General features: G+C 72.0%; 23 protein-coding genes and 1 pseudogene. All 24 read left to right on the top strand.

What is annotated here, in order from left to right:
• Positions 1–3: 3 nt before the first annotated feature.
• Positions 4–204 (top strand): hypothetical protein, encoded by a 201-nt coding sequence (locus tag ABZT49_RS03890; RefSeq protein WP_355283285.1) that lies wholly within the window; start codon positions 4–6, stop codon positions 202–204.
• A gap of 30 nt (positions 205–234) precedes the next feature.
• Positions 235–753, top strand: a complete 519-nt coding sequence (locus tag ABZT49_RS03895) for a terminase small subunit (protein WP_355283287.1) — start codon at positions 235–237, stop codon at positions 751–753.
• Complete coding sequence (locus tag ABZT49_RS03900) at positions 750–2,264, top strand: phage terminase large subunit (RefSeq protein WP_355283289.1); 1,515 nt, start codon at positions 750–752, stop codon at positions 2,262–2,264. The genes ABZT49_RS03895 and ABZT49_RS03900 overlap by 4 nt, the downstream gene beginning before the upstream one ends.
• A gap of 12 nt (positions 2,265–2,276) precedes the next feature.
• Positions 2,277–5,708: a phage portal protein gene (locus tag ABZT49_RS03905; RefSeq protein WP_355283290.1), complete on the top strand. Its 3,432-nt coding sequence runs from the start codon at positions 2,277–2,279 to the stop codon at positions 5,706–5,708.
• Between the two features lie 132 nt (positions 5,709–5,840).
• On the top strand, positions 5,841–6,284 hold the full coding sequence (locus ABZT49_RS03910) for a hypothetical protein (protein ID WP_355283293.1): 444 nt from the start codon (positions 5,841–5,843) through the stop codon (positions 6,282–6,284).
• Between the two features lie 26 nt (positions 6,285–6,310).
• Entirely contained in the window at positions 6,311–6,880 is a 570-nt protein-coding gene (locus ABZT49_RS03915) for a hypothetical protein (protein ID WP_355283296.1), read from the top strand.
• Between the two features lie 22 nt (positions 6,881–6,902).
• On the top strand, positions 6,903–8,633 hold the full coding sequence (locus ABZT49_RS03920; RefSeq protein WP_355283299.1) for a hypothetical protein: 1,731 nt from the start codon (positions 6,903–6,905) through the stop codon (positions 8,631–8,633).
• A 164-nt stretch (positions 8,634–8,797) separates the two neighbouring features.
• The gene (locus ABZT49_RS03925) at positions 8,798–10,309 is read left to right on the top strand and encodes a hypothetical protein (protein WP_355283301.1); all 1,512 of its coding nucleotides are present in this window, start codon (positions 8,798–8,800) and stop codon (positions 10,307–10,309) included.
• 59 nt (positions 10,310–10,368) lie between these two features.
• The gene (locus tag ABZT49_RS03930; RefSeq protein WP_355283304.1) at positions 10,369–10,674 is read left to right on the top strand and encodes a hypothetical protein; all 306 of its coding nucleotides are present in this window, start codon (positions 10,369–10,371) and stop codon (positions 10,672–10,674) included.
• A 10-nt stretch (positions 10,675–10,684) separates the two neighbouring features.
• A complete protein-coding gene (locus ABZT49_RS03935) occupies positions 10,685–11,137 on the top strand; it encodes a hypothetical protein (RefSeq protein ID WP_355283306.1) in 453 nt (150 codons plus the stop codon).
• Between the two features lie 5 nt (positions 11,138–11,142).
• Positions 11,143–11,955: a hypothetical protein gene (locus tag ABZT49_RS03940; protein WP_355283309.1), complete on the top strand. Its 813-nt coding sequence runs from the start codon at positions 11,143–11,145 to the stop codon at positions 11,953–11,955.
• A complete protein-coding gene (locus tag ABZT49_RS03945; RefSeq protein WP_355283312.1) occupies positions 11,949–12,434 on the top strand; it encodes a hypothetical protein in 486 nt (161 codons plus the stop codon). The genes ABZT49_RS03940 and ABZT49_RS03945 overlap by 7 nt, the downstream gene beginning before the upstream one ends.
• The gene (locus ABZT49_RS03950; RefSeq protein WP_355283314.1) at positions 12,431–12,868 is read left to right on the top strand and encodes a hypothetical protein; all 438 of its coding nucleotides are present in this window, start codon (positions 12,431–12,433) and stop codon (positions 12,866–12,868) included. Before ABZT49_RS03945 ends, ABZT49_RS03950 begins: the two co-directional genes overlap by 4 nt.
• 17 nt (positions 12,869–12,885) lie before the next feature.
• The gene (locus ABZT49_RS03955) at positions 12,886–13,074 is read left to right on the top strand and encodes a hypothetical protein (protein WP_355283316.1); all 189 of its coding nucleotides are present in this window, start codon (positions 12,886–12,888) and stop codon (positions 13,072–13,074) included.
• Positions 13,075–13,107: 33 nt separating this feature from the next.
• Entirely contained in the window at positions 13,108–13,845 is a 738-nt protein-coding gene (locus ABZT49_RS03960; protein ID WP_355283319.1) for a hypothetical protein, read from the top strand.
• The gene (locus ABZT49_RS03965) at positions 13,845–14,234 is read left to right on the top strand and encodes a hypothetical protein (RefSeq protein WP_355283321.1); all 390 of its coding nucleotides are present in this window, start codon (positions 13,845–13,847) and stop codon (positions 14,232–14,234) included. Before ABZT49_RS03960 ends, ABZT49_RS03965 begins: the two co-directional genes overlap by 1 nt.
• Positions 14,235–14,242: 8 nt before the next feature.
• Positions 14,243–14,434 carry a hypothetical protein gene (locus ABZT49_RS03970; protein ID WP_355283324.1) on the top strand — a complete coding sequence of 64 codons (192 nt, stop codon included), beginning with the start codon at positions 14,243–14,245 and terminating at the stop codon, positions 14,432–14,434.
• The gene (locus ABZT49_RS03975) at positions 14,427–17,903 is read left to right on the top strand and encodes a cell wall hydrolase (RefSeq protein WP_355283327.1); all 3,477 of its coding nucleotides are present in this window, start codon (positions 14,427–14,429) and stop codon (positions 17,901–17,903) included. Before ABZT49_RS03970 ends, ABZT49_RS03975 begins: the two co-directional genes overlap by 8 nt.
• Positions 17,904–17,906: 3 nt before the next feature.
• Positions 17,907–20,171: a glycoside hydrolase TIM-barrel-like domain-containing protein gene (locus ABZT49_RS03980; RefSeq protein WP_355283329.1), complete on the top strand. Its 2,265-nt coding sequence runs from the start codon at positions 17,907–17,909 to the stop codon at positions 20,169–20,171.
• A gap of 17 nt (positions 20,172–20,188) precedes the next feature.
• Positions 20,189–20,794: a DUF2460 domain-containing protein gene (locus tag ABZT49_RS03985; protein ID WP_355283331.1), complete on the top strand. Its 606-nt coding sequence runs from the start codon at positions 20,189–20,191 to the stop codon at positions 20,792–20,794.
• Positions 20,791–21,660, top strand: coding sequence for a DUF2163 domain-containing protein (locus ABZT49_RS03990; protein ID WP_355283334.1), 870 nt, complete (start codon positions 20,791–20,793; stop codon positions 21,658–21,660). Before ABZT49_RS03985 ends, ABZT49_RS03990 begins: the two co-directional genes overlap by 4 nt.
• Complete coding sequence (locus tag ABZT49_RS03995) at positions 21,657–22,118, top strand: hypothetical protein (RefSeq protein ID WP_355283337.1); 462 nt, start codon at positions 21,657–21,659, stop codon at positions 22,116–22,118. Before ABZT49_RS03990 ends, ABZT49_RS03995 begins: the two co-directional genes overlap by 4 nt.
• Positions 22,115–24,247 (top strand): phage tail protein, encoded by a 2,133-nt coding sequence (locus tag ABZT49_RS04000; protein ID WP_355283340.1) that lies wholly within the window; start codon positions 22,115–22,117, stop codon positions 24,245–24,247. Before ABZT49_RS03995 ends, ABZT49_RS04000 begins: the two co-directional genes overlap by 4 nt.
• Positions 24,244–24,787 (top strand): annotated as a pseudogene (locus ABZT49_RS04005) (hypothetical protein); the annotation flags it as partial. The gene ABZT49_RS04000 and the pseudogene ABZT49_RS04005, both read left to right, overlap by 4 nt.

Consider the following 24,787-nt stretch of genomic DNA (forward strand, 5'->3'; position numbering starts at 1 on the left):
CGCATGCTCGCCTTCCGCTCCCCCCGTACCACCACCGAGCAGCGCCAGGCCGACGGCCATCGCCGGGACGGCCTCTCCGTCCGGCCGAAGCGTCGGGCCGCGAACCTGCCCGACGCCTGGGATGACGTCCCGCGCGCCTCCACCGGCGACCGTAGCTGGAAGCGGTTCCGGGCGTCGCGCTGGCGCCGGATCCGCGAGGCCTGATCCCCGCCGGCACCGCTCATCGGGACCCCGATGCCGATCCTTCCCAACTCGCGCCACGAGCGGTTCGCGCAGGAGCTCGCCAAGGGCTCCTCGATCGGCGCGGCCTATGTCGCCGCCGGCTTCAAGGCCCATGACAGCAATGCGTCTCGCCTGAGCCGGAAAGAGCCGGTCCGGGCCCGCGTCGACGAGATCCTGGCGGCGGGCGCGACCCAGGCCGGCGTGACGGTCCAGCGCATCGTCGAGGAACTGGCGAAGGTCGGCTTCGCCAACATGCACGACTACATGCGCGTCGGCCCCGACGGCGATCCTGTCCTCGACTTTGGCCGCCTCACGCGGGAGCAGGCCGCGGCGCTCGGCGAGGTGACGGTCGAAGACTTCCGGGACGGCCGCGGCGAGGATTCCCGCGAGGTGCGGCGGGTGAAGTTCAAGCTCCACGACAAGCTGTCGGCGCTGGAGAAGCTCGGCAAGCACCTCGGCATGTTCAGCGACAAGGTCCAGCACACCGGCGAGGTCACCATCGTGTTCGACACGGTCGACGCCGAGGCGTGAGCGTCGCGTTCTCCCCCGGCCAGGAGGCGGCCCGCCGCCTGCTCGCCGGCCCGCAGCGCTACACCTGCCTCGTCGGCGGCACGCGCTCGGGCAAGACGTTCCTGACCGTGCGCACCATCGTGGTGCGCGGCCTCAAAGGGGCGGGCTCGCGCCACGCCCTGCTGCGGTTCCGGGCCAACGCCGCGCGCGCCTCGATCGCCCTCGACACGCTGCCGGCGGTGATGCGGACGTGCTTCCCGGGCGTAGCGCTCAAGGAGCACCGGCAGGACGGGTTCTTCGAGCTGCCGAACGGCTCGCAGTTCTGGATCGGCGGCCTCGACGATAAGGACCGGGTCGAGAAGATTCTGGGCCTCGAATTCGCGACGATGTTCCTCAACGAGGCGTCGCAGATCCCGCACAGTTCGGCCACCATCGCGTTCACCCGCCTCGCCCAGGTGGTGCCGGGCCTCAAGCAGCGGGCCTTCGTCGACCTCAACCCGGTCGGCAAGGCGCACTGGACCAACCAGCTGTTCGGCGAGAGGCGCGACCCGGTCTCGCGCCAGCCCCTGCCGAACCCCGACGACTACGCCCGGGCCTTCCTCAACCCGCGCGACAACGCGCACAACCTCTCGCCCGACTTCCTCCGGGCGCTGGAGGGCCTGCCCGAGAAGGCCCGCAAGCGCTTCCTGGAGGGCGTCTACGTCGACGAGATCGACGGGGCGCTCTGGACCCTGGAGGTGCTGGAGAAGCACCGCTGCCCGCCCGAGGACATCCCGGAGGGGAGGCGGGCCGTCGTGGTGGTGGCGGTCGACCCGTCCGGCGCGGCGAGCCGCCAGGACGAGGCGGCCGACGAGATCGGCATCGTGGTGGCGGCCCGCGGCACCGACAGCCACGGCTACGTGCTCGAAGACCTGTCCTGCCGCGAGGCGCCGGCGGTCTGGGCGCGCCGCGCGGTCGAGGCCTATCACCGCTACCGCGCCGACTGCATCGTGGCGGAGAGCAACTTCGGCGGGGCGATGGTCGAGGCGACGATCCGCGCTGCCGACCCGAACGTGCCGGTGCGCCTCGTGACGGCCAGCCGCGGCAAGGCGGTGCGGGCCGAGCCGGTCTCGACCCGATACGCCCAGGGGCAGGTGCATCATGCCGGGCGCTTCCCGGTGCTCGAGGACCAGCTCTGCGCCTTCGCGGGCTCGGGCTACACCGGCCCGGGCTCGCCCGACCACGCCGACGCCTGCGTCTGGGCCCTGACCTACCTGCTCGGCATCGCCGACGGCACCGGCATCCTGGAATTCTACCGCCGCGAGGCCGAGGCCGTGCCCGCCGTTCCTGCTCCGCAGCACGGCTGGTCGATGCCCTCGGGTATCGTCGCCGGGCCGATCGCGATGCGGGCCCCGCCCGGCACCGGGACCGTCATCGGGCTCACCGGGGCGCGCTACGCCCCCGACGCGGATGGGCTGGTGCGGGTGGCTTTCGAGGATGCCGGGCCGCTGCGGGCGGCCGGGTTCGTGGATGCCGGCGACGAGACGGCCTGAACACGGATCACGATGGCGAACCCGTCCCGCGGCGGCATCCAGGGCACGCCCCTGTCGCCGCTGACACTCAATCTCAGCTACGCCGCGCCCGGCCAGGGCTCGGGCTGGTTCGGGCCGGGCGCGCCGATGGCGCCCTCGGCCCCGCCGGAGGTGCGCGGCCGGGCCTGGGACTTCCCGGTCGGTCACAACCTCGCCACCACGGCGCGGTCCGCCGAACCGGTCACCTTCGAGCAGCTGCGCCGGCTCGCCGACGGCTACGACCTGCTCCGCCTCGTCATCGAGACCCGCAAGGATCAGGCGGCCCGGATGAGCTGGGCCATCCGCCCGCGCGAGGGGAGGGCGCAGGCCGACGACGCCGTGCGGGCCGTCACGCGCTTCCTCCGCCGGCCGGACGGGATCCACGGCTGGACCGACTGGCTGCGGATGGTGCTGGAGGAGATGCTCGTCCTCGACGCGCTCTCGCTGTTCAAGCAGCGCGACCGGTCCGGGCGGCTGCTGGCGTTGGAGGCGATCGACGGCGCGACGATCAAGCCGCTCCTCGACGACTGGGGCCGGGTCCCCCGGCCGCAGAGCTGGACCGGCAACGGCTTCGTCTACCACAACGGCGCGATGCTCGGCCTGGACGACCTCCTCGCCGCGGGCTGCGTCCACCGCGACGGCGTCCTCTGGCCGCCCGCCTACCAGCAGATCCTCAAGGGCATGGCCGCGGTCAACTACACCGCCCGCGACCTGCTCTACCGCCCCCGCAACATCCGGGTGAACCGCGTCCATGGGTTCAGCCCGGTGGAGCAGGTGCTCACCACGGTCAACATCGCCCTGCGCCGGCAGGTCGGGACGCTCGAATATTACACCTCCGGCAACGTCCCCGATTCGCTGATCGGCGTGCCCGACACCTGGACGCCCGACCAGATCGCGGCGTTCCAGAACCACTGGGACTCGTTGTTCGAGGGCAACCAGGCGCGCCGGCGCAAGGCCAAGTTCGTGCCCGGCGGCGTGGCCAAGACCTTCATCCAGACCCGCGAGCCGGAGCTGAAGGGCGAGTTCGACGAGTGGCTCGCGAGGGTCGTGTGCTTCGCCTTCTCGACCTCGCCGCAGGCCCTGCTCAAGCAGATGAACCGGGCCTCCGCCGACACCCAGAAGGAGATCGCCGAGGAGGAGGGGCTCGCCCCGCTCCTCGACTGGGTCAAGGACCTGATCGACGACGTCATCGCCGACGAGTTCGGGCTGCCGGAGCTGGAATTCGCCTGGGCCGAGGACGCCCAGATCGACGAGGCCAAGCAAGCCGAGATCCTGCGGGCTAAGGCCTCGTCGGGCCTGATGAGCATCAACGAGGTGCGGGCCAAGGACGGCCTCGACCCCGACCCGTCACCGGCCGCCAACCAGCTGATGGTGCTCACCGGGTCCGGCTACGTGCCGATCGACGCGAACACCCTGGAGGGCAGGAAGGCGGCGATGGCGCTGCTCGGGCCGCCGGCCGGGCCGGGTGGCGCGTCCGGGGCGCAGGGCGGCGGGCAGGAGCAGGAGCGCGAGGACGAGGTCGCCAAGCGGCTTCTCGCCAAGTTCGGTCTGTCCAAGTTCGATCCCGACCAGCCCCGTACCGCCGATGGCAGGTGGACGGGAGGCGGCGGGAGCGGCGAGGTCCCGGAGAACACCCGGGAGGAGAAGGTCCGCGAGACGTTCCGCGGAGTGGTGCGCAACACCGTGATCGCGGCGGCCCTCCTCGCCGGCGGGGCCGTCGTCACGGCGATGAGCGGCGGGACGGCACCGGCCGTGGTCGGATTGGCGACCTACGCCGCCGATTCCCTGTTGAGCAGCGCGGCCGAGAAAGTCGCCCGCCCCCTCCTGTCCGAGGCAGGCGTAGACGCGGAGGCGGCCACGGGCCTCGTCTCCGGTGCGCTCGACGCTGCCGGGCTCGGCGGGCTGCTGAAGGCCTCCGGCGCCGGACTCGTGGCCGACCTGCGCCGCGAACTCGCCGCCACGGTGGATGCCGCGCTCGACGAGATGAGCCGGCACGTCGAGGAGGCACGCGGCGACTTCGACGAGGACGTGCGCGCCGCGGCCCTGGCGGCGATCGAGGAGCGCCGGCGCGCCTGGCAGGCCAAGGTCGCGGCGATCGGGGCGCCGGCCGAGAAGGCGGCCTTCACCAAGCGGTGGAGGCGGCCGGACCCCGTCCCTTTCGACCGGCCGGCCACGCGCCGGGCCATCCGGGCGATCACGGGCCGGCTTGCGGGTGCGCTCGCCCGTATCCGTGACGAAGCCGCTGCGGCGGCGCGCGGGCTCGGCAAGCTCGCCAAGGCGGAGTCGGACCCCGAGGATGCGGAGCGGGTCCGGCGCGAGGCGGACGGCCTCGTCGACCGGTTCGACCTCTCGGAGTTCGGGGCCCTCGCGCCGGACCTCGCCGACGATCTGGCGGGTGTCGCCTCCGACACGGTGCGCCGGGCGATGGCGCAGGTCGGCGCCGACGGCCTCGACACCCTCGTCGACCAGGTCAACGCGGGGGCCGTCGCCCAGGCCCGGGCGCGCGCCGCCGAACTGGTCGGAATGCGCTGGGACGAGGACGGCGAGCTCGTGGAGGCCCGCCGCGCGTCCTACAGGATCGACGACACCACCCGGGCGAGCCTGCGCGAGACGATCGTCTCGGGGCTCACACGCAACATCGGCTCGGACGCGATCGCCGACGAGATCGAGGGCTCCTACGCCTTCTCGGCCGAACGGGCGCTCACCATCGCCGAGACCGAGGTGGCGGCGGTCAACGGGCAGGCTTCGCTCGAGAGCTACCACGCCGCCCGGGCGGACGGCATCGGGGTCCGGAAGCAGTGGTTTGCGGAAGAGGGCTGCTGCGCCGTCTGCGAGGCCAACGCCGAGGCCGGGCCGATCGACCTCGACGACGAGTTCCCGAGCGGGGACGACACCACCCCGGCGCACCCGAAATGCCGCTGCGTGGTGGGGCCGGTCGTCGAGGACGCTCCGGAGGCGGTCGGCAAGGCGTTCGATCCCACGAAGCACCCGCGCGACGCCAACGGGCAGTTCGCGGGGGCGGGCGGAAGCGGACGGGCGTCGAAGCGGCTGGCACGTCGGGCGCTCGCCGATCGCAAGCACGAGGACGTCCTCGATCTGGGTCGCGTCGATGGTGCGCGCTTCGTCGCCCATGCCGGGGTCGATCCCGACGGATGGCGTTTCGGTCTCTCGGCGCAGTTCGTTCGCCATGTCGCCGCCGAGCACGGCCCGACCTCTGCGGATCGCAATCCGGTCACGGTGGCCGACTTCGAGAACTTGCCTCGCGTGCTGAGGGTGGGAGCCGTGACCAAGGGTGGAAAGACGAAGCACCAGGCGATGCAGACCGTCATCGTCCGGCATGCCGTGCGCGGCGTGCAGTACGCCGCTGTTCTTGCCGTCCGCCCGCGCAAGCGGACGCTGACGCTGCACACGTTCTACAAATACTGAGGGTGGCGCGGCCTGCCGAGCCTCGTGCTCAGCTCTCGCTGCCCTTGGGCTACACGTCCGAAACGCACCGCAGGTCCGCGCCGACCTGAAAGTTATCCCCGGTCACCGCTGCGATCAAGTCAGGAGTGGAACATGGCCACGGCGCTGACCGGCCTCGTCCGCAACTTCGGCACGCCCAGCCTCAGCAAAGGCTTCAACGAGGAGGACCACCCGCGCGACGCCGGCGGCCGCTGGACGTCGGGCGACCACGCCGTCGACAACAGCACGTTCCAGCCCGAGGACGAGGCGCGGATGCACGCCATCGACGCCCGCCTGGATCAGCACCTCGGCACCATCCACGCGGCCCGGAAACAGGCGGCCGAGCATGTCGCCGCGCTCAAGCGGATCGGCGCGACGGTCGAGAAGGAGCACGCGAAGGCGGCCGATGCGTTCGCCGAGCACAACGAGGTCCTGGGCGAATACGGATTCGCCGAGAGCGAGTCCACCGAGGTCGACGATGCCGACGAGCTCCGCTCTGGCATCGATGATGCGCTCGACGTGCTGAAACCGCACGTCACCCCTGCCAAGCTGAAGTGAGCCTGACAATGACGATCCGGTGCGGCTTGCTGGCCTTCGGTGCGCTCGGGCTGGCGAAAGACTGGAATGAAGAGGATCACCCACGGGACGAAGGTGGACGCTGGACGTCGACCGATGGCCGGCGTGTCAACCATGATTATCTCGACGACGGCGATAGAGCGGCCGTTGAAAAAATAAATGCAAAAATCGATAAACATCTCGATATTATCCATGAGGCACGCAAACAATCTGTAAAACACGTCAAGGCACTGCGTGCTATTCAGAAAACCGTTACATCAAACTATAACAAAGCATTTGCTGCCGCCAATGAACACTACGATGTATTTGATCAATACGAAGAAGGAGTCTTTGAAGACAATCCATCCCCGGAAGATTCCGATGAAATCGACGCCGCGATGAGTTTCAGGCAGAGCCTCGAAGAGGCCACTGCTGCCCTGTTGCCCGAAATTCGCGTCGGCAAACTGAAGGACACGGGCGGATCGACCTCTTCTTCCACGTCCACCGGCAGCACCTCATCCGCGCCGTCGCATGGTGGCATCGAGGCCCAAGATCTCTCGCGCGAGCTGGCCGCGCTCATCAGCGGCGCGCGCAAGTAATGCACGACGCGAAGGAACAATCATGAGCGACCTCGCCCTCTTCATCCCCCTGACCAAGATCGATACGGAGCAGCGCCTGGTCTACGGCGTCGCGACGGCCGAGACCGCCGACCGGTCCGGCGAGGTCTGCGACTATGCTTCGACCAAGCCCTATTACGAGAAGTGGTCCGGCGGCATCCACAAGGCCACCGACGGCAAGAGCTTCGGCAACCTGCGGGCGATGCACGGCAAGGTCGCGGCCGGCAAGGTCACGGCGATCGCATTCAACGACGAGGCGAAGCAGATCGAGGTCTGCGCCAAGGTGGTCGACGACGCCGAGTGGGCGAAGGTGCTCGAGGGCGTCTACACCGGGTTCAGCCAGGGCGGCGCCTACGTGAAGCGCTGGAAGGGCGAGGACGGCGTCATGCGCTACACCGCCGACCCGAGCGAGATCAGCCTCGTCGACCTGCCCTGCCTGCCCTCGGCCACGTTCCAGGTGCTGAAGGCTGACGGCGCCGCCGAGACCAAGCACTTCGCGCCCGCAGTGACGGTGACGCCGGCCGCACCGAGCAACGCCGACGTCGTGGCCCGGGCCGAAGCGCTCGCCAAGGCGGCCGGCCAGGCGGGCAGGCCCGGCGACTTCATCGCCCCGGCGCGGCAGGCTTTGGAGGCGGAAGCCGCCGCGGCGGCGCTGGCGAAGGCGGGCGCGCCCGGCGCCCAGGAGCCGCCCGCCGCCGAGCCGGGTCCGGACTATGCCGGCGTCGAGCAGGTCTGGAAGGCGAAGGACGGCACGACCTTCGCCAGGAAGGCCGACGCGCTCGCGCACAACGCCCTCGCCGAGGCCGAGGCCGCCGCCCGCGCCACCACCGGCCCGGTCCTCGACCTGCTGGCCGACCTGACGAAGCGGGCTGGCGGCGGGGCGGAGGGCGAACCGGGCGCCCATGAGCAGCCCGCCCGCCCGGCCAAGAAGCGCCGGCGCCCGGTGGACACCGCCGCCGGCAGCTCTGTCGACAAGGTCGCCGCCTCCGACCTCGAGAAGGGCCTCTACGGCGTCTCGCGGCTGGCCTCCCTGATCGGCGAGGTGCGGGACCTCCAGTCCTCGTTCGCTTTCGACGCAGCCTATGCCGGCGCCCAGACCGACGTGCCGGCCCGTATCCGGGCCTGGGCCGCGCAGGGTCTCTCGCTCTTGGTCGCGATCGTGCAGAGCGAGATGGACGACCTCGCGGGCGGCACCGACGACGCGACGATGGCGCTCGCCGCCGGCCGGCTCAGCGACGAAGCCTGGGGTGCGCTGCGCAAGGCCGTGCCGGCGGCGAGCGCGGGCGGCCGGGCGCTGGCCAAGGTCGGGGCGCGCAACAGCCGGTCGGACCTCGACAAGATCCAGGGCGTGCACGATCACGCCGTGGCACTCGGCGCGACCTGCGGGGCCGCGAAGGCGGCGGGCGGCGACGCGCTGGCGAAGGGCGCGGACCTCGTCGAGGTCGTTCGCGCCGAGCTCGCCAAAGTGGCGGGCGAGCGCGACGCCCTGCAGAAGGCGGTCACGGACCGGATCATGCCCGAGCTGGCCAAGCTGCAGAAGATGATCGGCGACCAGCCGGTGCCGCGCCATCTCGTCGGTCGGGCCGTGACCAAGGGCGCGGAAGGCACCACCGAACCGGTCTCCGACGAGCAGGCCGTGCAACTGCTCGCCAAGATGACGTCCGAGGAGCGCGCGACGCTGATGATCAAGGTCGCGCAGGCGAATCCCCAGCAGCTTCTCCCGGCGGCGCGCTGACGCGCCGGGACTGACCACGCAGGCCAGGCCGCCCGGGGACGGGCCGGCCTCGCGCCTCGCCCGCCGGGCCCGACGGCCCACCCCCTCACGCCATCCGCCACGCCGCGCCCCGGGAACGGGGCGTGCGCGCCCGCGGCCGTTCCCTCGATCCGGATCACGCTCCCATGTTCCAGGACAATCCCGCCGCCGCCCTGGAGGCCCTGAAGAAGGCCCAGGCGATCCCGCTCAACGACCCGATCCTCGCCCAGCTCGGCCTGACCAAGGCGACCTTCTCGCAGGGCGCCTCGCCGACCTCCGGCCTCACCTTCTACGACCTCGAGCTCGGGGCGAAGTCGCTCTATCCCGTGCTCACGCCGCTGCGGAACCTCATCCCGCGCGTGCCGGGCCGCGGCGGCATCCAGGCTGCCTGGCGCGCCATCACCGGCATCAACGTGGCGGGGATGCGCATCGGCGTGTCGGGCGGCAACCGCGGCGGCGTGCAGATCGTCTCCACCGCCGACTACACGGCCTCCTACAAGGGCATCGGAATCGAGAGCAACGTCGACTTCGAGGCGCAGTATGCCGCCGCCGGCTTCGACGACGTGCGCGCCATCGCGGCCCGCACCGGTCTCCAGAGCCTGATGCTCGGCGAGGAGGCGATGATCCTGGGCGGCAACACCAGCCTCGCCCTCGGCACCACGCCGACCCCGACCCTCTCGGCCTCGTCGGCCGGCGGCAGCTTCGCCAACGGCACCCTGTCGGTGATCTGCGTCGCGCTCTCGCTCGACGGCGTGATCAACGGCTCGCTCGCCGGCGGCATCCAGTCGACCATCACCCGCACCAACGCGGACGGCTCGACCGACGTCTTCGGCGGCGGCGCGGCCCAGCGCTCGGCTGCGGCCACGGTGTCGGTCACCGGCCCCACCGGCTCGGCCGCGGCCTCGGTCGCGGCGGTCCCCGGCGCGCTCGGCTACGCCTGGTTCTGGGGCGCGGCCGGGGCCGAGGTGCTGGGCGCCATCACCCCCATCAACTCGGTCGTCATCACGGGCGCTGCGACGGGGACGCAGACGGCCGCCTCGCTCGGCGCCGCGGACCGCTCGACCAACGCGCTCGCCTTCGACGGCCTGCTGACCCAGGCGTTCAAGGCGGGCTCGGGCGCGACGGTCGCCACGATGCCGACCGGCACCCCCGGCGTCGGCACCCCGCTCACCGCCGACGGGGCGGGCGGCATCGTCGAGATCGACGCTGTCCTCAAGCAGATGTGGGACCTCTACCGGCTCTCCCCCGACACGATCTGGGTCAACAGCCAGGAGGGGCTCAACCTCTCGCGCAAGATCCTGCAGGGCTCGGCCAACAGCGCCTTCAAGTTCGAGTTCTCCGCCGCCCAGGACGCGCTCGGCGGCGGCATCATGATCCGGAAGTACCTGAACCGGTTCTCGATGCAGGGCGGCTCCGTCCTCGACATCCGCGTCCACCCGAACCTGCCGGCCGGCACCATCCTGTTCACCACCGCCGCGCTGCCGTACCCGATCAACAACATCGGCAACGTTGTGCAGATCCGGACGCGGCAGGATTACTACCAGATCGAATGGCCGCTGCGCTCGCGCAAGTACGAGTACGGCGTCTACGCGGACGAGGTGCTGCAGCACTACTTCCCGCCGTCGATGGCTGTCCTGACCAACATCGGCAACGGCTGATCGGTCAGCCGGGGCGGCGTCCATGCCACCCCGGCCTGTCCTTCTCGCGAGGGTCCATCATGGCAATGAACTGGCGCCTGTTCCCGCCCGTCGCGGTCCGGGAGCAGACCCGCACCGTCAACGGGCGCACCTACACCGGCACGCCCGGCAGCGTCGTCACCGTGCCGGAGCAGGACGGGCAGGTGCTCCAGGCGAACGGCTGGACCTTCGTCGCGCCGTCCGGCCCGACGAGCGCCCGGCCGGTCGGCAAGACCGGCCTCTACGCCGCCCACCGCGGCGCGCAGTTCTTCGACGAGGCGCTGGGCAAGCTGATCGTGTTCGACGGCCAGACCTGGCGCGACCCTCTCAACGGCAACGCGGTCTGAGGAAGCCAACATGATCACGATGCGCGCGCCCGAGGGGCTGACCGGCTTCACCCACCAGGGCTTTCCCGTCGAGATCCGCGACGGCGTCGCCCGGGTCGATCCGCGCTTCCGCGGCGAGTTCGAGACGCACGGCTTCCGGGCGGAGGACGAGGCCGGCCTGGCGCTCGCTCCCGCGCGCGCCCTCGACCTGCGCAAGCAGGTCCTGATCGGCCTGTTCTCCGACCGGCTCGACGCCATGACCGACGACGAGCTCGACGCGATGCTGGCCGACGCCCGGGCGGCGCAGCAGCGGGAGCAGGACGGCGCGTCGACCCTCGACCCGGCCGCAGTGACGCCCGAGGCCATCGACGCGATGACCCGGCCCGAGCTGTTCGCCTTCCTCAAGCTGAAGAACGTGACGGCCGTGCCGCCGATCACCAACGAAGCCCTGCGCGAGAAGGCGCGGGCGGCGCTGGCGGGCTGACCCCGGTGGGCCCGAATCCCTCCGACCTCGTGCGGCTTGCCGACCTGCGCGCGGTGCCGGACCCCGACACCGATCCGGCGCTGCAGCGGCTGATCACGGCGGTGAGCCGGACGATCCTGAGCGCCATCAACCGGCCGTCGATCCTGCCGCATTCCTACACCGAGACCCGCGAGGTGGGCCGCCACGGCCTGCTCCTGCGCGCCTATCCGGTGACCCGGGTGGACGCCGTCGCGGTGGCCGGTGTGAGCGTGCGTCCGCTCGTGCCAGGGTCGGGCTTGCTCGCAGGCTACGAGATCGACCCCGCCGACGAGGCGCCGCCGGGCCGGCCGCAGATGCTGCGCTTCGGCACCGGCACGCCGCTCGGCTTCGCCGGCGCCCGGGCCACGGTGACCTACACGGCCGGCTACCAGGTCACGGCGGAGGCCGCCCTGGTGCCCCCGGACGGGGCCGTCACGGCGCTCCAGCTCTACGGCGCCTGGGCGAGCGATGGCGGCGTGATCGATGCCGACGGCTCCGCCCTGACCCGCGTCGCCTCGGCTCCGGCGGCCGGCCAATACGCCGCCGATGGCGCGGGCGGCTACACCTTCGCGGCGGCCGATGCCGGCCGGCCGGTCGCGCTCACCTACGGCTACGTGCCGGCCGACCTCGCCAATGCCGCCCGGGAGTGGATCCTGGAGCGCCAAGCCTATGCCGAGCGCGTCGGACTGCAATCCAAGAGCCTCGGCGGCCAGGAGACGGTGAGCTTCCGCATCGCCGCCGTGCCGGACTTCGTCGCGCCGGTCCTGCAGCAATACACCAACGTGGTGCCGCCGTGCTGACTGGGATCGAGGTCGACGAGACGAAGGTCGTCGCCCGGTTCGAGCGGGTCGTCGGCGACGTGCTGCGCGAGCTGCGCGCCGCGGTCGACGTCGAGCGCCTGATCCTGGAAGCGCTGATCAAGCGCAAGCTCTCCGGGGAGGTGCTGAACGTCGTCACCGGCAGGCTCCGGCGGTCGATCTACAGCACCATCGAGGCCGAGGGCGACCGGATCTCGGGCGTGGTCGCGCAGTCCGGCGACGTGAAGTACGGCCGGCGCTGGGAGTTCGGCTTCACCGGCGACGAGGTCGTGCGGGCGCATGTCCGCACGATCACCCAGGCCTTCGGCGCGGCAATCGCCCCGCGCGAGGTGGAGGTGCGCGAGTTCACCCGGCACGTCGACCAGCCGGCCCGGCCGTACATGCGCCCGAGCCTCGCCGAGCGGGCGGCGGCGATCATGGCGCGCCTCAAGGGGGCTGCCGCCCGCGGAGCCGGCGCATGAGCCGCAACGCCGCCGTCGAGGCGCTGAAGGTCGTCGTGGCAGGCATCTGGGCGTGGAAGACGCCGCCCTCGCGCCGCCTCAGGCTGTTCGCCGACGTGCCGGCGGCCCAGCGCCCCTGCGCCTTCCTGCACGAGGGCGGCGACGAGACCTACACCTGGCAGAACGGCGCGATCCCGCGGCGAAAGATCGAGGTGAAGGTCTTCGTCTACGTCGACGCCCGGGACCCGAAGACGATCGGCGCGGCGCTCCTCAACGACATCATGGACGCCTTCGACGCCGCCCTGACCCCCAAGGGCGCCGACCTGATGCGCGGGCGCGTCACGCTGGCCGGCACGGCCTACCTCGCCCGCGTCGCAGGCCGCCCGATCAAGGTGCCGGGCGACCTCGACGGCGACGGGCTGCTGATCGTGCCCGTCGAGATCGACCTTCCCTGAATCCACAGGACGACATCATGCAGGACGATCCCAACGCCCCGGCCGCGCCGGAGGCGGCGCCCGCTGCCGTACCCCTCGCCGAGCAGATCGACCGGCTTCACCACGAGCTGTTCGCCGGCTCGGGCCTCGGCCACCACACCGAGCTCTGGAACCTCGTCCACGCCTTCAAGGAGCGCGTGAAGGCACTTGTGGCCGCCGAGGCCTGATCCCCCGCCAATCCCACCACCGAGGAGGTCCCCGTGTATTCCTTCGGCTCCGGCGTGCTGATCGGCACGCGCACCGACGTGCCCAACGCCACCCCGGTCAATTTCGGCCTGGTGCAGGAAGTGACGATCGACGAGAGCGCGACCGTCAAGGAACTCTACGGCCAGTTCCAGCGCCCGGTCGCCATCGCCCGCGGCACGATCAAGACCACCGGCAAGGCCAAGGCGGCGCAGATCTCGGGCCTCGCCTTCGCCAGCCTGTACTACGGCGTCACGCCGGTGGCCGGGCAGCTGATGACCGCCTTCGGCGAGGCCGCCGCCGTCCCGAGCGCGTCGACCTACACCAGGACGGTCGCCAACGCCGCCGGATTCGTGGACGATCTCGGCGTCCTCAACGCCGCAACCGGCCTGCCCTTCGTGAAGGTCGCCTCGGCGCCCGCAGCCGGCCAGTACAGCGTCGCGGCCGGGACCTACACTTTCGCAGCGGCCGATGCCGGCAAGGCAGTCCTAATCACCTACACCTACACGCTGGCCGGCAGCGGCCAGCGTTTCACCGTCACCAACCAGCTGCTCGGCACCACGCCGACCTTCGCCTGCCAGTTCTACACCACGTTCCAGGGCCAGGCGGTCAACGTGAGGTTCGCCAACTGCACCTCGTCCAAGCTCGGGTTCAGCACCAAGCTGGAGGACTTCGTGATGCCGGAGTTCGATTTCTCGGTGTTCGCGGACGCGTCGGGCAACGTCGCAACCTGGTCGTTCGGAGATGCCGCGTGATGACACCCATCTCAACGGCGCCCACGCCGCGGACGATCTCCCTCGGCGGGCGCGCGTGGACGATCCGGCCGCTCACCCTCGCGCAGCTGGAGGAGCTGGATCCGGTCGTGCAGGCTGGGCCGGGCATGGGCCCGACCGTCTACGGTGCCGCGGTGATCGCCGCCGGCCTGCGGCGGGACCATCCGGAGGATGCCGCCCTGGCCGACCGGCGCGAGCTTGAGGCGACCGGCCCCGAGGTCGCCGCGGCCTCCTCCACCATCCTGCGGCTCGGCGGCTACCTGCCGGAGACCGCGCCGGGGGAAGGGCGCGCGGCGGAGAGCGCCGCGGCCTCGACTTCGGCTTCATCTACGGACGCCTCGCCACCGGCTGCGGCTACGCCCCCGGCGTGATCGCCGGGATGACGATCTGGGACGTGGAGCGGATCTTCGCCTACTGGCGGGACGCCCCGCCCACGCACGAGCTCGTGGCCGCCTACCTCGGCTACAAGCCGCCGCCCGCGCCGGCGACGGTCGCTCCGTCCGCCGACGACCCCAGCGGCATCGGCTCGATGATCATGCGGTTCCCCGACGGTGCGGTGAAGCATGGCTGACGACATCCAAGTCCGCTTCGGTGGCGACGCCTCCGGCATCCGTGCGGCCGCGCAACAGGCCAAGGCCGCCGTCCAGGATCAGGCTGCGGCGGCACAAGCGGCCAACGCAACGACCGCCCAGGCCCTGCGCGACCTCGGCGCGGAGATGCGCGCCACCCGCGAGGCGATGCAGGCGCAGGTCGCGGCGGCCCAGCAGACCGCCGCGGCGACGGCCCGCATCGCGGCGGCCACCCGCCAGGCGAGCGACTGGCAGACCGACCTCAAGGCGGCGCTCGAGCGGACGACGCTCGGCTACCTCGCCGTCAAGGCGGCGGCGTGGGAAGCCGCCGCAACGATGGCGGTCTGGAATGCCGCCGTGTCGATCGACCGGAGCGCGGCCGGCTCGTGGGGGGCGCTGCCAGGGCAGATCCGTGAGGCCGCGGTGGCGGCACGCGACTACTACACGTCGGTCGCCTATGCCGAGCATGGCGGGCGCCTGTTCGCCCAGGCCAACGAGGGCGTGCGCGCGTCGATCGGCCGGATGATCCTCGACGTCGAGCAGTTCGTGGACCGGATGCGGGCCTCCTCTGCGGAGATGGTCCGCAACCAGGTCGTCGCCATCTCGGCGGCCGAGGGCCTGGAACGTTTCCGTACCGCGCTCGGCCTCACCGATTCCGGAGCGAAGGACGTTCTCCTCCGCTTCACCGCCGAGTTGCAGAAGATCCCGGGGCTCAGCCGCGAGGCGGCGGCCGGCATCGAGGTCATGCTGGCGACGGTGCCGAACTACTCGGTCGATACCAACATGATCCTGGTCAACCTCCTCCAGACCATCTCGAAGACGGGCGACGAGGCCGTCGCCAACGCGCAGAAGATCGGTTCGGCGTTCCGAGACCAGCAGAACGGCGGCCGGATCCTCGGCGACCTGACGGCCGACCTGCGCAACCTCGAGGACATCCAGGTGCTCGCGCGCCGCATCGCGGCTTCGCTGACGCCGCAGCAGGCGATCTCCTACTTCGACACGATCGAGGGCCGCCTGAAGAAGCAGGCCGAGCAGCAGGCGTTCATCGCCGAGGAGAACGACAAGGCGATCCGCCGCTACCCCCTGATCGGCAACGCGCTGGCCGACATCAACGAACGCCTCTACGGGGCGCAGGCGGCGCAGCGCAGCCTCAACGACGAGATCCGGGTCGCGACGCTCGAGCTGCGGAACCAGCGGCGCGAGCGCGAGGGGATCGTGGCCGCGCAGCAGCGCGAGGCGGACACTCAGAAGGCGATCAATTTCGAGGCCTCGCAGGCCGGCCGGCTGCAGCAATCCGAGACGGCCTCGACCCTGCTGCGCGGCCGGCTTGGCAACGCCGAGGCGGCGAGCCGGATGACCCCGGCCGAGCGCGACCTGATGATCCGCACCGTCTACGGCGAAGCCGGGGGCGAGGGTGCCGAGGGGCAGGAAGCGGTCGCCAACGTCATCCGCAACCGGGTGCTCAGCGGGCGCTACGGCGGCAGCTACCAGGACGTCATCACGGCGCCGCGCCAATTCTCGGTCTGGAACCCGGGCGACCCGGCCGGGACCCGGGCCCGGGGCCTGAGCCCGGACAGCGAGACCTACCGGCGCACCGGCGAGATCGTCGACAAGGTCTACCTGACCGAGGCGGCCGACCCGACCAAGGGAGCGACGAACTACTACAACCCGAAGGCCGCCGATCCGGCCTGGGGCCGGACGCTCGGGAACGTCACCGATATCGGCAATCACCGGTTCGGCAACACGCCCGAGAGCCCGCCGGTCGGCGATGCTGCGCAGCAGGACGCGATCCGGCAGCGCCTCGAGGAGCAGGCCGACCTCCGCCGGCGGATCGCCGACGAGCAGCGCGGCGGCACGCAGGCGGACGTGGCCAGCCTGGCGATCGCGCAGGAGAACCTCACGGCCGCCCGCGATGCCGTGGCCGAAGCGCAGCGCCTGGTGGAGGCCCGCCGTCACGAGGTCGAAGCCGCCAGGGCCGGCACGCCGGCCTCGCGCCTCGCTGCCGCCCGCTCCCTCGCCGAGGCCGAGCAGACCCTGCGGGACCGGCAACGGGCGCAGGAGCAGAGCGAGACCGACCTGCGCGTGGCCGGCATGGAGACGTCGAGCGCCGAGCGCGTCCGCATCGTCAACGAGGAGGTCACGAAGCAGCAGGCCGCCTACCACCGCGGCTCGGCCGAATGGAACCGGCTCGAGCTGCAGAAGACGAACAACCTCCGGGCCAAGGAGAAGGCCGCGGCCCAGGAGGCGGAGGCCATGCTGCGGGCCCGCACCGCGCTCAAGACGGTCGGATCGGACAACAGCGATTCGGACACCGCCAGGGTCCGGATCGCGATGCTCGACCAGCTCCTCGCCAAGGAGGAGGTGGGCTCGCTCAAGTCGATCCAGTTGGCGCGGGAGAAGGCCGAGATCGAGACGGCGCTGGAGCGCGCCTCCGCCGCCGAGAAGGCCACCGCCGAGGACACCGCCTACCAGAACGCCCGCCGCGTGCTCGACGACCGGATCAAGGACATCCGCGCCGAGGCGGGTGAGCGCCAGCTCTCGTTCGAGGAGCGGCGGTCCCAGACGCTGGCGGTGCTCACCGAGATCGAGGCGCTCGAGCGCGGCCACCAGGAGCGGCTGAAGCAGATCTGGGGCGACGGCACCAGCCAGTACCGCCAGGCCAAGGCGCAGCTGCTGCAGCTCGACGGGCAATCCGCCGCCCGCCGCGCCCAGGCCGAGCGCGAGGTCAACAAGGCGGTCTACCAGGACACGCGGCGCTCCTACGAGCAGATCGGCGCGACGCTCACCAGCAACGCCTTCGCGGTGCTGCAGGGCCAGCAGACCGTCGCCCAGGCCGCCAAATCCACGGCCATGTCGATTGTCCAGAGCTACGTCCAGGCCAAGGTCCGGCTCGCCGCCGACTGGCTCGCGGGCGTCACCACCCACCAGGCCGGCGAGGCCGCCAAGACCGCCGCCACGGTCGCCGGCGTGACCACCCGCACGAGCGCCGAGGAGGCCGGGGCCGCGACCTCGCTCGCCACGCAGACCGGGGCGATGATCAAGAGCATCATGGCCTCCGCCGCCGAGACCTTCGCGGGCATCTTCGGCTTCCTGTCGCCGCTGATGGGCCCGGCCGCGGTCGGGCCGGCCGTCGCCGGGCAGGCCACCGTCGCGGCGGCCGCGGCAGCGATCCCGAGCTTCGCCGTCGGCGCGTGGTCGCTGCCCGGCGACACACTGGCGAACGTCCACCGCGGCGAGATGATCGTGCCGGCCGCCGCCACGCCCTGGGCGCAGAGCCTGATGGCCCAGGCCGCCGGCGGCGGTGCCGGCGCCGCATCGGCGGGTGGCGGCGACGTGCACTTCCACGTCTCGGCGATGGACGCGGCCGGGGTGCGGTCGTTCTTCCGCGCGAACGCCCGCCACATCATGGAGGCGATCAACGACGGCGTGCGCACCGGCTCGCATCTCGGCCTGTCCAAGCTGCGCAGCTGACCGATGGCGACGTTCCTCGGGGTGAACCTGCTGCCGGCCTCCGGCGAGTGGGTCTACGACACCGTGCCCCACCGCGGCCTGCATGCCGGCGAGAGCGCCTTCGTCGCGCTCAACCTCAACGCGGCCTTAGGCAGCACGAAGACCGACTACAGCGTCTCGCTCGACCAGCTGCAGGCGCAGTACCCTCTGTGCAAGACGGTCAACCTGATCGTGGCGTGGTTCGGCTCCTCCACCGACGTTGCGGCATGCCGGATCTATCCCTCGACCACCTTCATCGGCGGCCAGTTCCAGGCGCTCGTGTCCGGCAGCTGGACGGCCGATCCGTGGCGCTGCTCGGGGCTGACGCAGGCCTCCCCCGGGCTGATCCCGATCTCGACCCTCGGCAGCAGCAGCGCCTATGGCGGGACGCCGTCCGACCAGGCGGTGGTGCGCTGCATCCGCGACCTGAAGGCCCGCGGCCTGCGCGTCGTGTTCTATCCCTTCCTGCTGATGGACTGCCCCGGCTACCCGTGGCGGGGCCGCATCGGCTGGACGGGGGCCCACAAGTCGGCCGCGGCGGCGAGCGCCGTCTCCGCCTTCCTGGGCGCGGCTGCGCCCGGGCAGTTCACCCGTGACGCCACCAACCTCACGGTCGCCTACGCGGGCCCACCCACGGACTTCACCTTCCGGCGCATGATCCTGCACTACGCCCATCTCTGCGTGGTGGCTGGCGGCGTCGACCTGTTCCTCGTCGGCTCGGAGCTGCGCGGCCTCGAGGCGATCCGCGGCCCGAGCTGGACCAAGGCCGGCGTCACGGGCAGCGACGGGTACGCCATATGGGACTATCCCTTCGTCGCCGGCCTCGCCCAGCTCGCTGCCGACGTGCGCGGGATCTTCGACGCCGCCGGGCTCGCCCGGGACACGGCAGGCCTGAAGAACCTGGTCTCCTACGCGGCCGACTGGTCGGTCTGGACCGGGTACCAGCATCCGGACGAGGCCGGCCAGTGGCCGCATCTCGACCAGCTCTACGCCGCGCCCGCCATCGACCTCGTGGCGATCGACAACTACCTGCCGATCTCCGACTGGACCACCGGCACCGGCGGCCTCGACGCGGCGAACTGGAGCGCCCCGGCCCCGACCACCTGGCCGCCCACCGCCGCGACCATGAACGGCCTCGGCCTGTCCGGGCCGCCGATGCTGGCCTCGCTCGCCTACCTGAAGGCCAACATCGAGGGCGGCGAGAAATACGCCTGGTTCTACGCCGACTCCAGCAACCTCGGCCCGGGCCTCGACCCGCTCGGCTCGGGGTTGACCGTCTCGCGCCCGCGCGGCGACCGCGCCACACAGACCCGCACGCCCTACGCCGCCGGCCAGCAGATCCTCGCACCGAAGATGCTGCGCTGGTGGTGGAACAACCCCCACCGGGCGGTCTACGACACCGGCGACGGCCAGGGCTGGGTGCCGCGCGGGCTCGCGACGAAATGGGTGCCGCAGTCGAAGTCGATCACCTTCACCGAGTACGGCTTCCCGACCTGCGACCGCTGCACCAACCAGCCCAACGTCTTCTACGACCCGAAATCCACCGAGAGCTTCACGCCGTACTGGTCGGCCTGGGACCCGGCCGAGGGCGACCGGCTCGCGCCGCGGCGCGACGACACCCTGGCGGCGCTCGGCCTGCAGGCGGTCTACGAGTACTGGGTGGTCGACGGGAAGAACGCCGCCTCGCCGGCCGGGCTCAAGATGGTCGAGCCCGCCTTCATGGCGGCGTGGAACTGGGACGCGCGGCCGTTCCCGACCTTCCCGCTCCTCGGCTCGGTCTGGGGCGACGCGGCGAACTGGCGCGTCGGCAACTGGCTCGGCGGCAAGGGGCCGGCCCTGCCGCCGCCCGCCGCCGACGCGCCGCCTTCGCCCGGCGGACTCTATCCGGCCTTCCCGACGCTGGCGGGCCGCGGGTGGTCGACCCGCTACCGGCCGGTCTTCGCGACCGCGGTGGCCGGCCACGTCTCGGGCCGCGAGAGCCGCGCCACCCGCCGCAGCCAGCCCACCTGGGAGATCGAGATGACCTTCGACGTGCTGCGCATGGACGTCGCCGCCGACCTGCAGGCCCTCGTCGGCTTCTTCGGCCGCATGCGCGGGCGGGCGACGCCGTTCACCGTCCCGGTACCGACCTCTCTCGGCCTAGGCTCGTCGCTGCTCTGCCGCTTCGCCGAGGACGTGATCGCGCCCGAGCAGTTCATGGCGCGGCTGTGGGAGCTGCGCTCGCTCAAGCTCGTCAGCGTGCTGGCCTGATGTCCGGTGCCGGCCTGATGCCCCCGACCTTCCCGAGCCTGCCCGGCATCGCTTGGCCGGTGACCAAGCGGCCCATCACGGCGACCCGGGTGGCGGCGCACGCCTCGGGGCGGGAGGTGCGCAGCGCGCTCTACCCGGCCGCGCTCTACGAGTTCACGCTGCCGGTGGAGGGGCTGACCCCGGACGCTACGCATCCCGGCCTCGGCGCGGCGAGCCTGCAGGCGCTGCTCGGCCTCTACGTCCAGTGCCGCGGGACCTGGGGGACGTTCCTGTTCACCGACCCGACCGACGGCGCCGTGACCGGCCAGGCGCTGGCGGCCGGCGACGGCGCGACGACGGCGTTCCCGTTCGTGCGCACCCTGGGCGGCCTCACCGAGACGGTGGGCTGGGTGACCGCGGTGAGCCGGGTGACGGTGGCAGGCGCGGCGAAGGCCGGCGGCTGGAGCCTGACCGCCCCGAACCTCCTCACCTTCGCGACGGCGCCCGCCGCCGGCGCGGTGATCGCCGCCGACTTCGCCTACGCCTTCCTGTGCCGGTTCGTGGACGAGGGCGTGGACTTCGACCACCTGATGCAGGGCCTGTGGCAGGTGAGGAGCCTGCGCTTCCGGAGCGTCACGCCGTGAGGGCCGCGTCCCCGGCGCTCGTCGCCTTCCTGACCGGCCTGCGGGCCCGGCGCGACGTCGCGCTGCTCTACGCCGACTGCTACACCCTCACCCTGCGCTCGGGCACGGCGATCGCGGTCACCAACGCCGACGTGGCCGTCCCGCTCAACGGGTTCGTCTACCTCGCCGATTCGCTGATGGTCGACGGCCTCCGGTTCCGCTGCTCGGTCGGCCTCGAGGTCGATCAGCAGCAGGTCACGCTCTCGGCCCGCCCGACCGACCTGATCGGCGGCGTGCCCGCGATGGTGGCGATCCGCAACGGCGCCCTCGACGGGGCGCGGATCCGGCGGGAGCGCGCCTTCCTGACCGACTGGACCCTGCCGCCGGTCGGCGCGGTTCTGCTGTTCCAGGGCCGCGTCTCGACGGTGGACGCCGTCGGGCGCACCTCGGCCCGGATCACGGTCGCGTCGGATCTCGTGCTGCTCGACGTCGACATGCCGCGCAACGTCTGGCAGCCGACCTGCAATCACGTCCTGTTCGACTCCGGCTGCGGCCTGCCCAAGGAGGCGTTCGGCGCCGCGGGCACCGTGGGCGCCGGCGCCACCCCGACGCGGATTCCATGGGCGGGCGCCTCGCCGACCTACGCGCAGGGCACGCTCACGGTCACGGGCGGGGCCAATGCCGGCGCCACCGCCACCATCAAGACGGCCGATGCCGCGGGCCTGACCCTGGCCTACCCGCTCCTGACCGCGCCGGCGCCGGGCGACACCTTCGTGGCCTACCAGGGCTGCGACCACACCCTGGCGACCTGCCGGGCGAAGTTCGCCAACGCGGCCCGGTTCCGGGGCTTCCCGTTCGTGCCCACTCCCGAGACCGCCCTCGGATGACCGCTATTCCCAACGAGGCCGCCTCGCGTGCCCGCGTCGTCGCGGAGGCGCGGCGCTGGATCGGCACGCCCTACCACCCGGGCGCCGACCTCCGCGGCGTCGGCGTCGATTGCGGCATGCTGCTGGTGCGGGTGTTCGTCGAGACCGGCCTCGTCCCGCCCTTCGACCCGCGGCCCTACCCGCAGGACTGGCACCTCCACCGCGACGACGAGCGCTACCTCGGCTTCCTGTTCGGGCGCTCCCGCGAGGTGGCGGCGCCCGAGCCCGGCGACATCGCGATGTTCCGCCAGGGCCGCACCTACTCCCACGGCGGCATCGTCACCAGCATCGACCCGCTCGTCCTCGTGCACGCCTTCTCGCCCGCGCAAGCCGTGATCGAGGAGCCTCTCGCCCGCAACGGGTTGCTGACGCAGCCCTACCGCGCGCCCCGCTTCTTCAGCCTGTGGGGCGCGCCGTGAGCCTGTTCGGCACCAGGAAGCGGCGGGCGGTCACGCCGGACTATACCGGCCTCCAGATCCAGACCGCCTCGAGCGCGCTGCCCGTGGCGATCATCTACGGCACCAACCGCGCCGCCCCGAACCTGATCTGGCACGACGGCTTCCAGACCCACGCCCAGCGCAGCAAGACCGCCGGCGGCAAGGGCGGCGGCCAGAAGCCCACGGTCACCGGCTACACCTACTCGACCTGGCTGATGCTCGGCGTCGGCGAGGGGCCGATCCAGGGCATCGGCACGATCTGGAACGGGCAGGCCAGCGCCGCCTTTCCGGCCTACGGCCTGAACCTGATCCCCGGCACCACCCCGCAGGACGCCTGGGCGCCGGCCGCCGTCCGGTATCCCGATGCGGCCCTAACCTATCCGGGCACCGCCTACGCGGCGGCGACCGATTTCGACCTCGGCGCGTCGGCGGGCATCCCGCAGCTCGCCTTCGAGGTGCGAGGCCGGCTCGTCGGCAGCCCGTCGAGCGCCGACGACGCCGACCCGGCCGCCATGCTGGTCGATGTCCTGACCAACGCCCAGTACGGCGCCGGCTTCCCGGCCGCGGCGCTCGATGCGCGCACGATCCTGGGCGCCTCGGGCGACGGCTCCTACCAGACCTATTGCGCGGCGCTCGGCCTCGCCCTGAGCCCGGTCCTCGCCGACCAGGAGACGGCGAGCAGCATCCTGACCCGCTGGCTTCTCCTCACCAACAGCGCCCCGGTCTGGTCGGGCGGCCTGCTCAAGGTCATCCCCTACGGCGACCTGCCCGTGACCGGGACCACGCTGGCCGGCGGCACGGTAACCTTCCAGCCGACCACCGCCCCAGTCTACGACCTCACCGACGACGACTTCCTGCACGCCGAGGACGAGGACCCGGTCCGCCTCACCCGCAGCGATCCCTACAGCATCCCCAACCTCCAGCGGATCGAGTGCTCCGACCGCGGCCACGCCTACGCCGCCACCACCGTCGAGGCGCGCGACCAGGCGGCGATCGAGCGCTTCGGCCTCAAGGCGGGCGCGAGCGTCACCGGCCGGGAGATCTGCGCGATGCCGGTTGCCGGCCTCGTGGCGCAGCTCCTGCTCCAGCGCGCGCTCTACATCCGCAACACCTACGCGTTCCGGCTGTCCTGGGAGTACTGCCTCCTCGAGCCGATGGACATCGTCACCCTGACCGATCCGGGCCTGGGGCTCGCCCGCACGCCGGTGCGCATCCGCGAGATCGAGGAGGACGAGGCGGGCCTGCTGACGATCGTGGCGGAGGAGTTCCCGGGCGGCGTCGCGACCGCTTCCCTCTACCCGGTCGCCGGATCCGCCGGCCGCAGCATCAACCGCGACGTCGCCGCCGCGGCGGTCAACCCGCCGGTGATCGTCGAGCCGCCGCCGGACCTCACCGGCGGCCGGGCCGAGGTGTGGATCGCCGCCTCCGGCGGAAGCGGCGGGGTCGCCGATCCGAACTGGGGCGGCGCGGTGGTGTGGATCTCGCGCGACGGCGCCAGCTACGCGGAGATCGGCACCATCACGGCGCCGGCCCGGCACGGCGTGCTGACCGCGCCGCTGCCGGCGCCCTCGACGGTCAACCCGGACACCGCCTCGACGCTCGCGGTCGATCTCTCCCGCTCGGGCGGCGTGCTCGCCGGCGCCAGCCTCGCCGACGCGCAAGCGGCCGTCACCCTGGCGCTGGTGGAGCGCGAGCTCGTCGCCTATGCCGGCGCGACGCTCACCGGGCCCGGCACCTACGCGCTCACCACCCTGATGCGGGGGCTCTCCGGCTCGGCGCCGGCTTCCCACCCGGTCGGAGCGGCCTTCGCCCGCCTCGACGAGGCGGTGTTCCGCTACCCCCTGCCGGACGCCTGGATCGGGGTGCCGGTCACCGTGAAGCTGCAGTCGTTCAACGTGTTCGGCGGCGGCCTGCAGGACCTCGCGACCTGCGTGGCCTATCCCTACACGCCCGCCGGCTCGGGCCGGATCGGTCCGGTCGCGGCCACGCTGGCGGTCGGCAACCCGGTCGATCTCGGCCTCGCCTCGCAGATTGCGGCGCAGGCCGACGATTTCGGCCTCGCCTCGGATCCATACCCCTTCTTCATCGATCTCGGGCTCGCCTCCTCATGAGCATTCGGGTGCAGTTCCTGCGCGAGACGTGGGCCTTCTTGCGCACCTTCACCGGCCGCGCCGGCGAGATCGCGGTCGATAGCACCAACAACCGCCTCGTCGTGCATGACGGCGCGACGCCGGGCGGATTCCCGACCCTCACCGCGGCGGACCTCGAGACGCTCCAGAACCTCGCCCGCCTCGGGATCGGCACGACGGCCGACGCGCAGAACCCCTTCGCCGCCAAGCTGAACAAGGCGCTGTGGACCGCCCTGACAGTGGGCGAGGGCGGCACCGGGGACCTGCGCTATACCCTCAACAAGGAAGCGCCGGGCAACACCCTGTCGCTGCTGTTCCAGTCCGGCTTCTCCGGCCGGGCCGAACTCGGCCTCACCGGCGACGACGACCTCCGGCTGAGGGTCTCGGCCGACGGCGGCACCTGGCGCGAGGCCCTGCGGGTCGACCGCGCGACCGGCGGCCTCGACCTCACCGCCGCGGAGGCTTCCGCCCCGGTCGCCGCCACGGTCGACCTCGGGGCGCTCCCCGCCCTCAAGGTCGCGC

Origin of the sequence: Methylobacterium sp. EM32, assembly GCF_040593685.1 — a bacterium.
Lineage (GTDB): Bacteria > Pseudomonadota > Alphaproteobacteria > Rhizobiales > Beijerinckiaceae > Methylobacterium.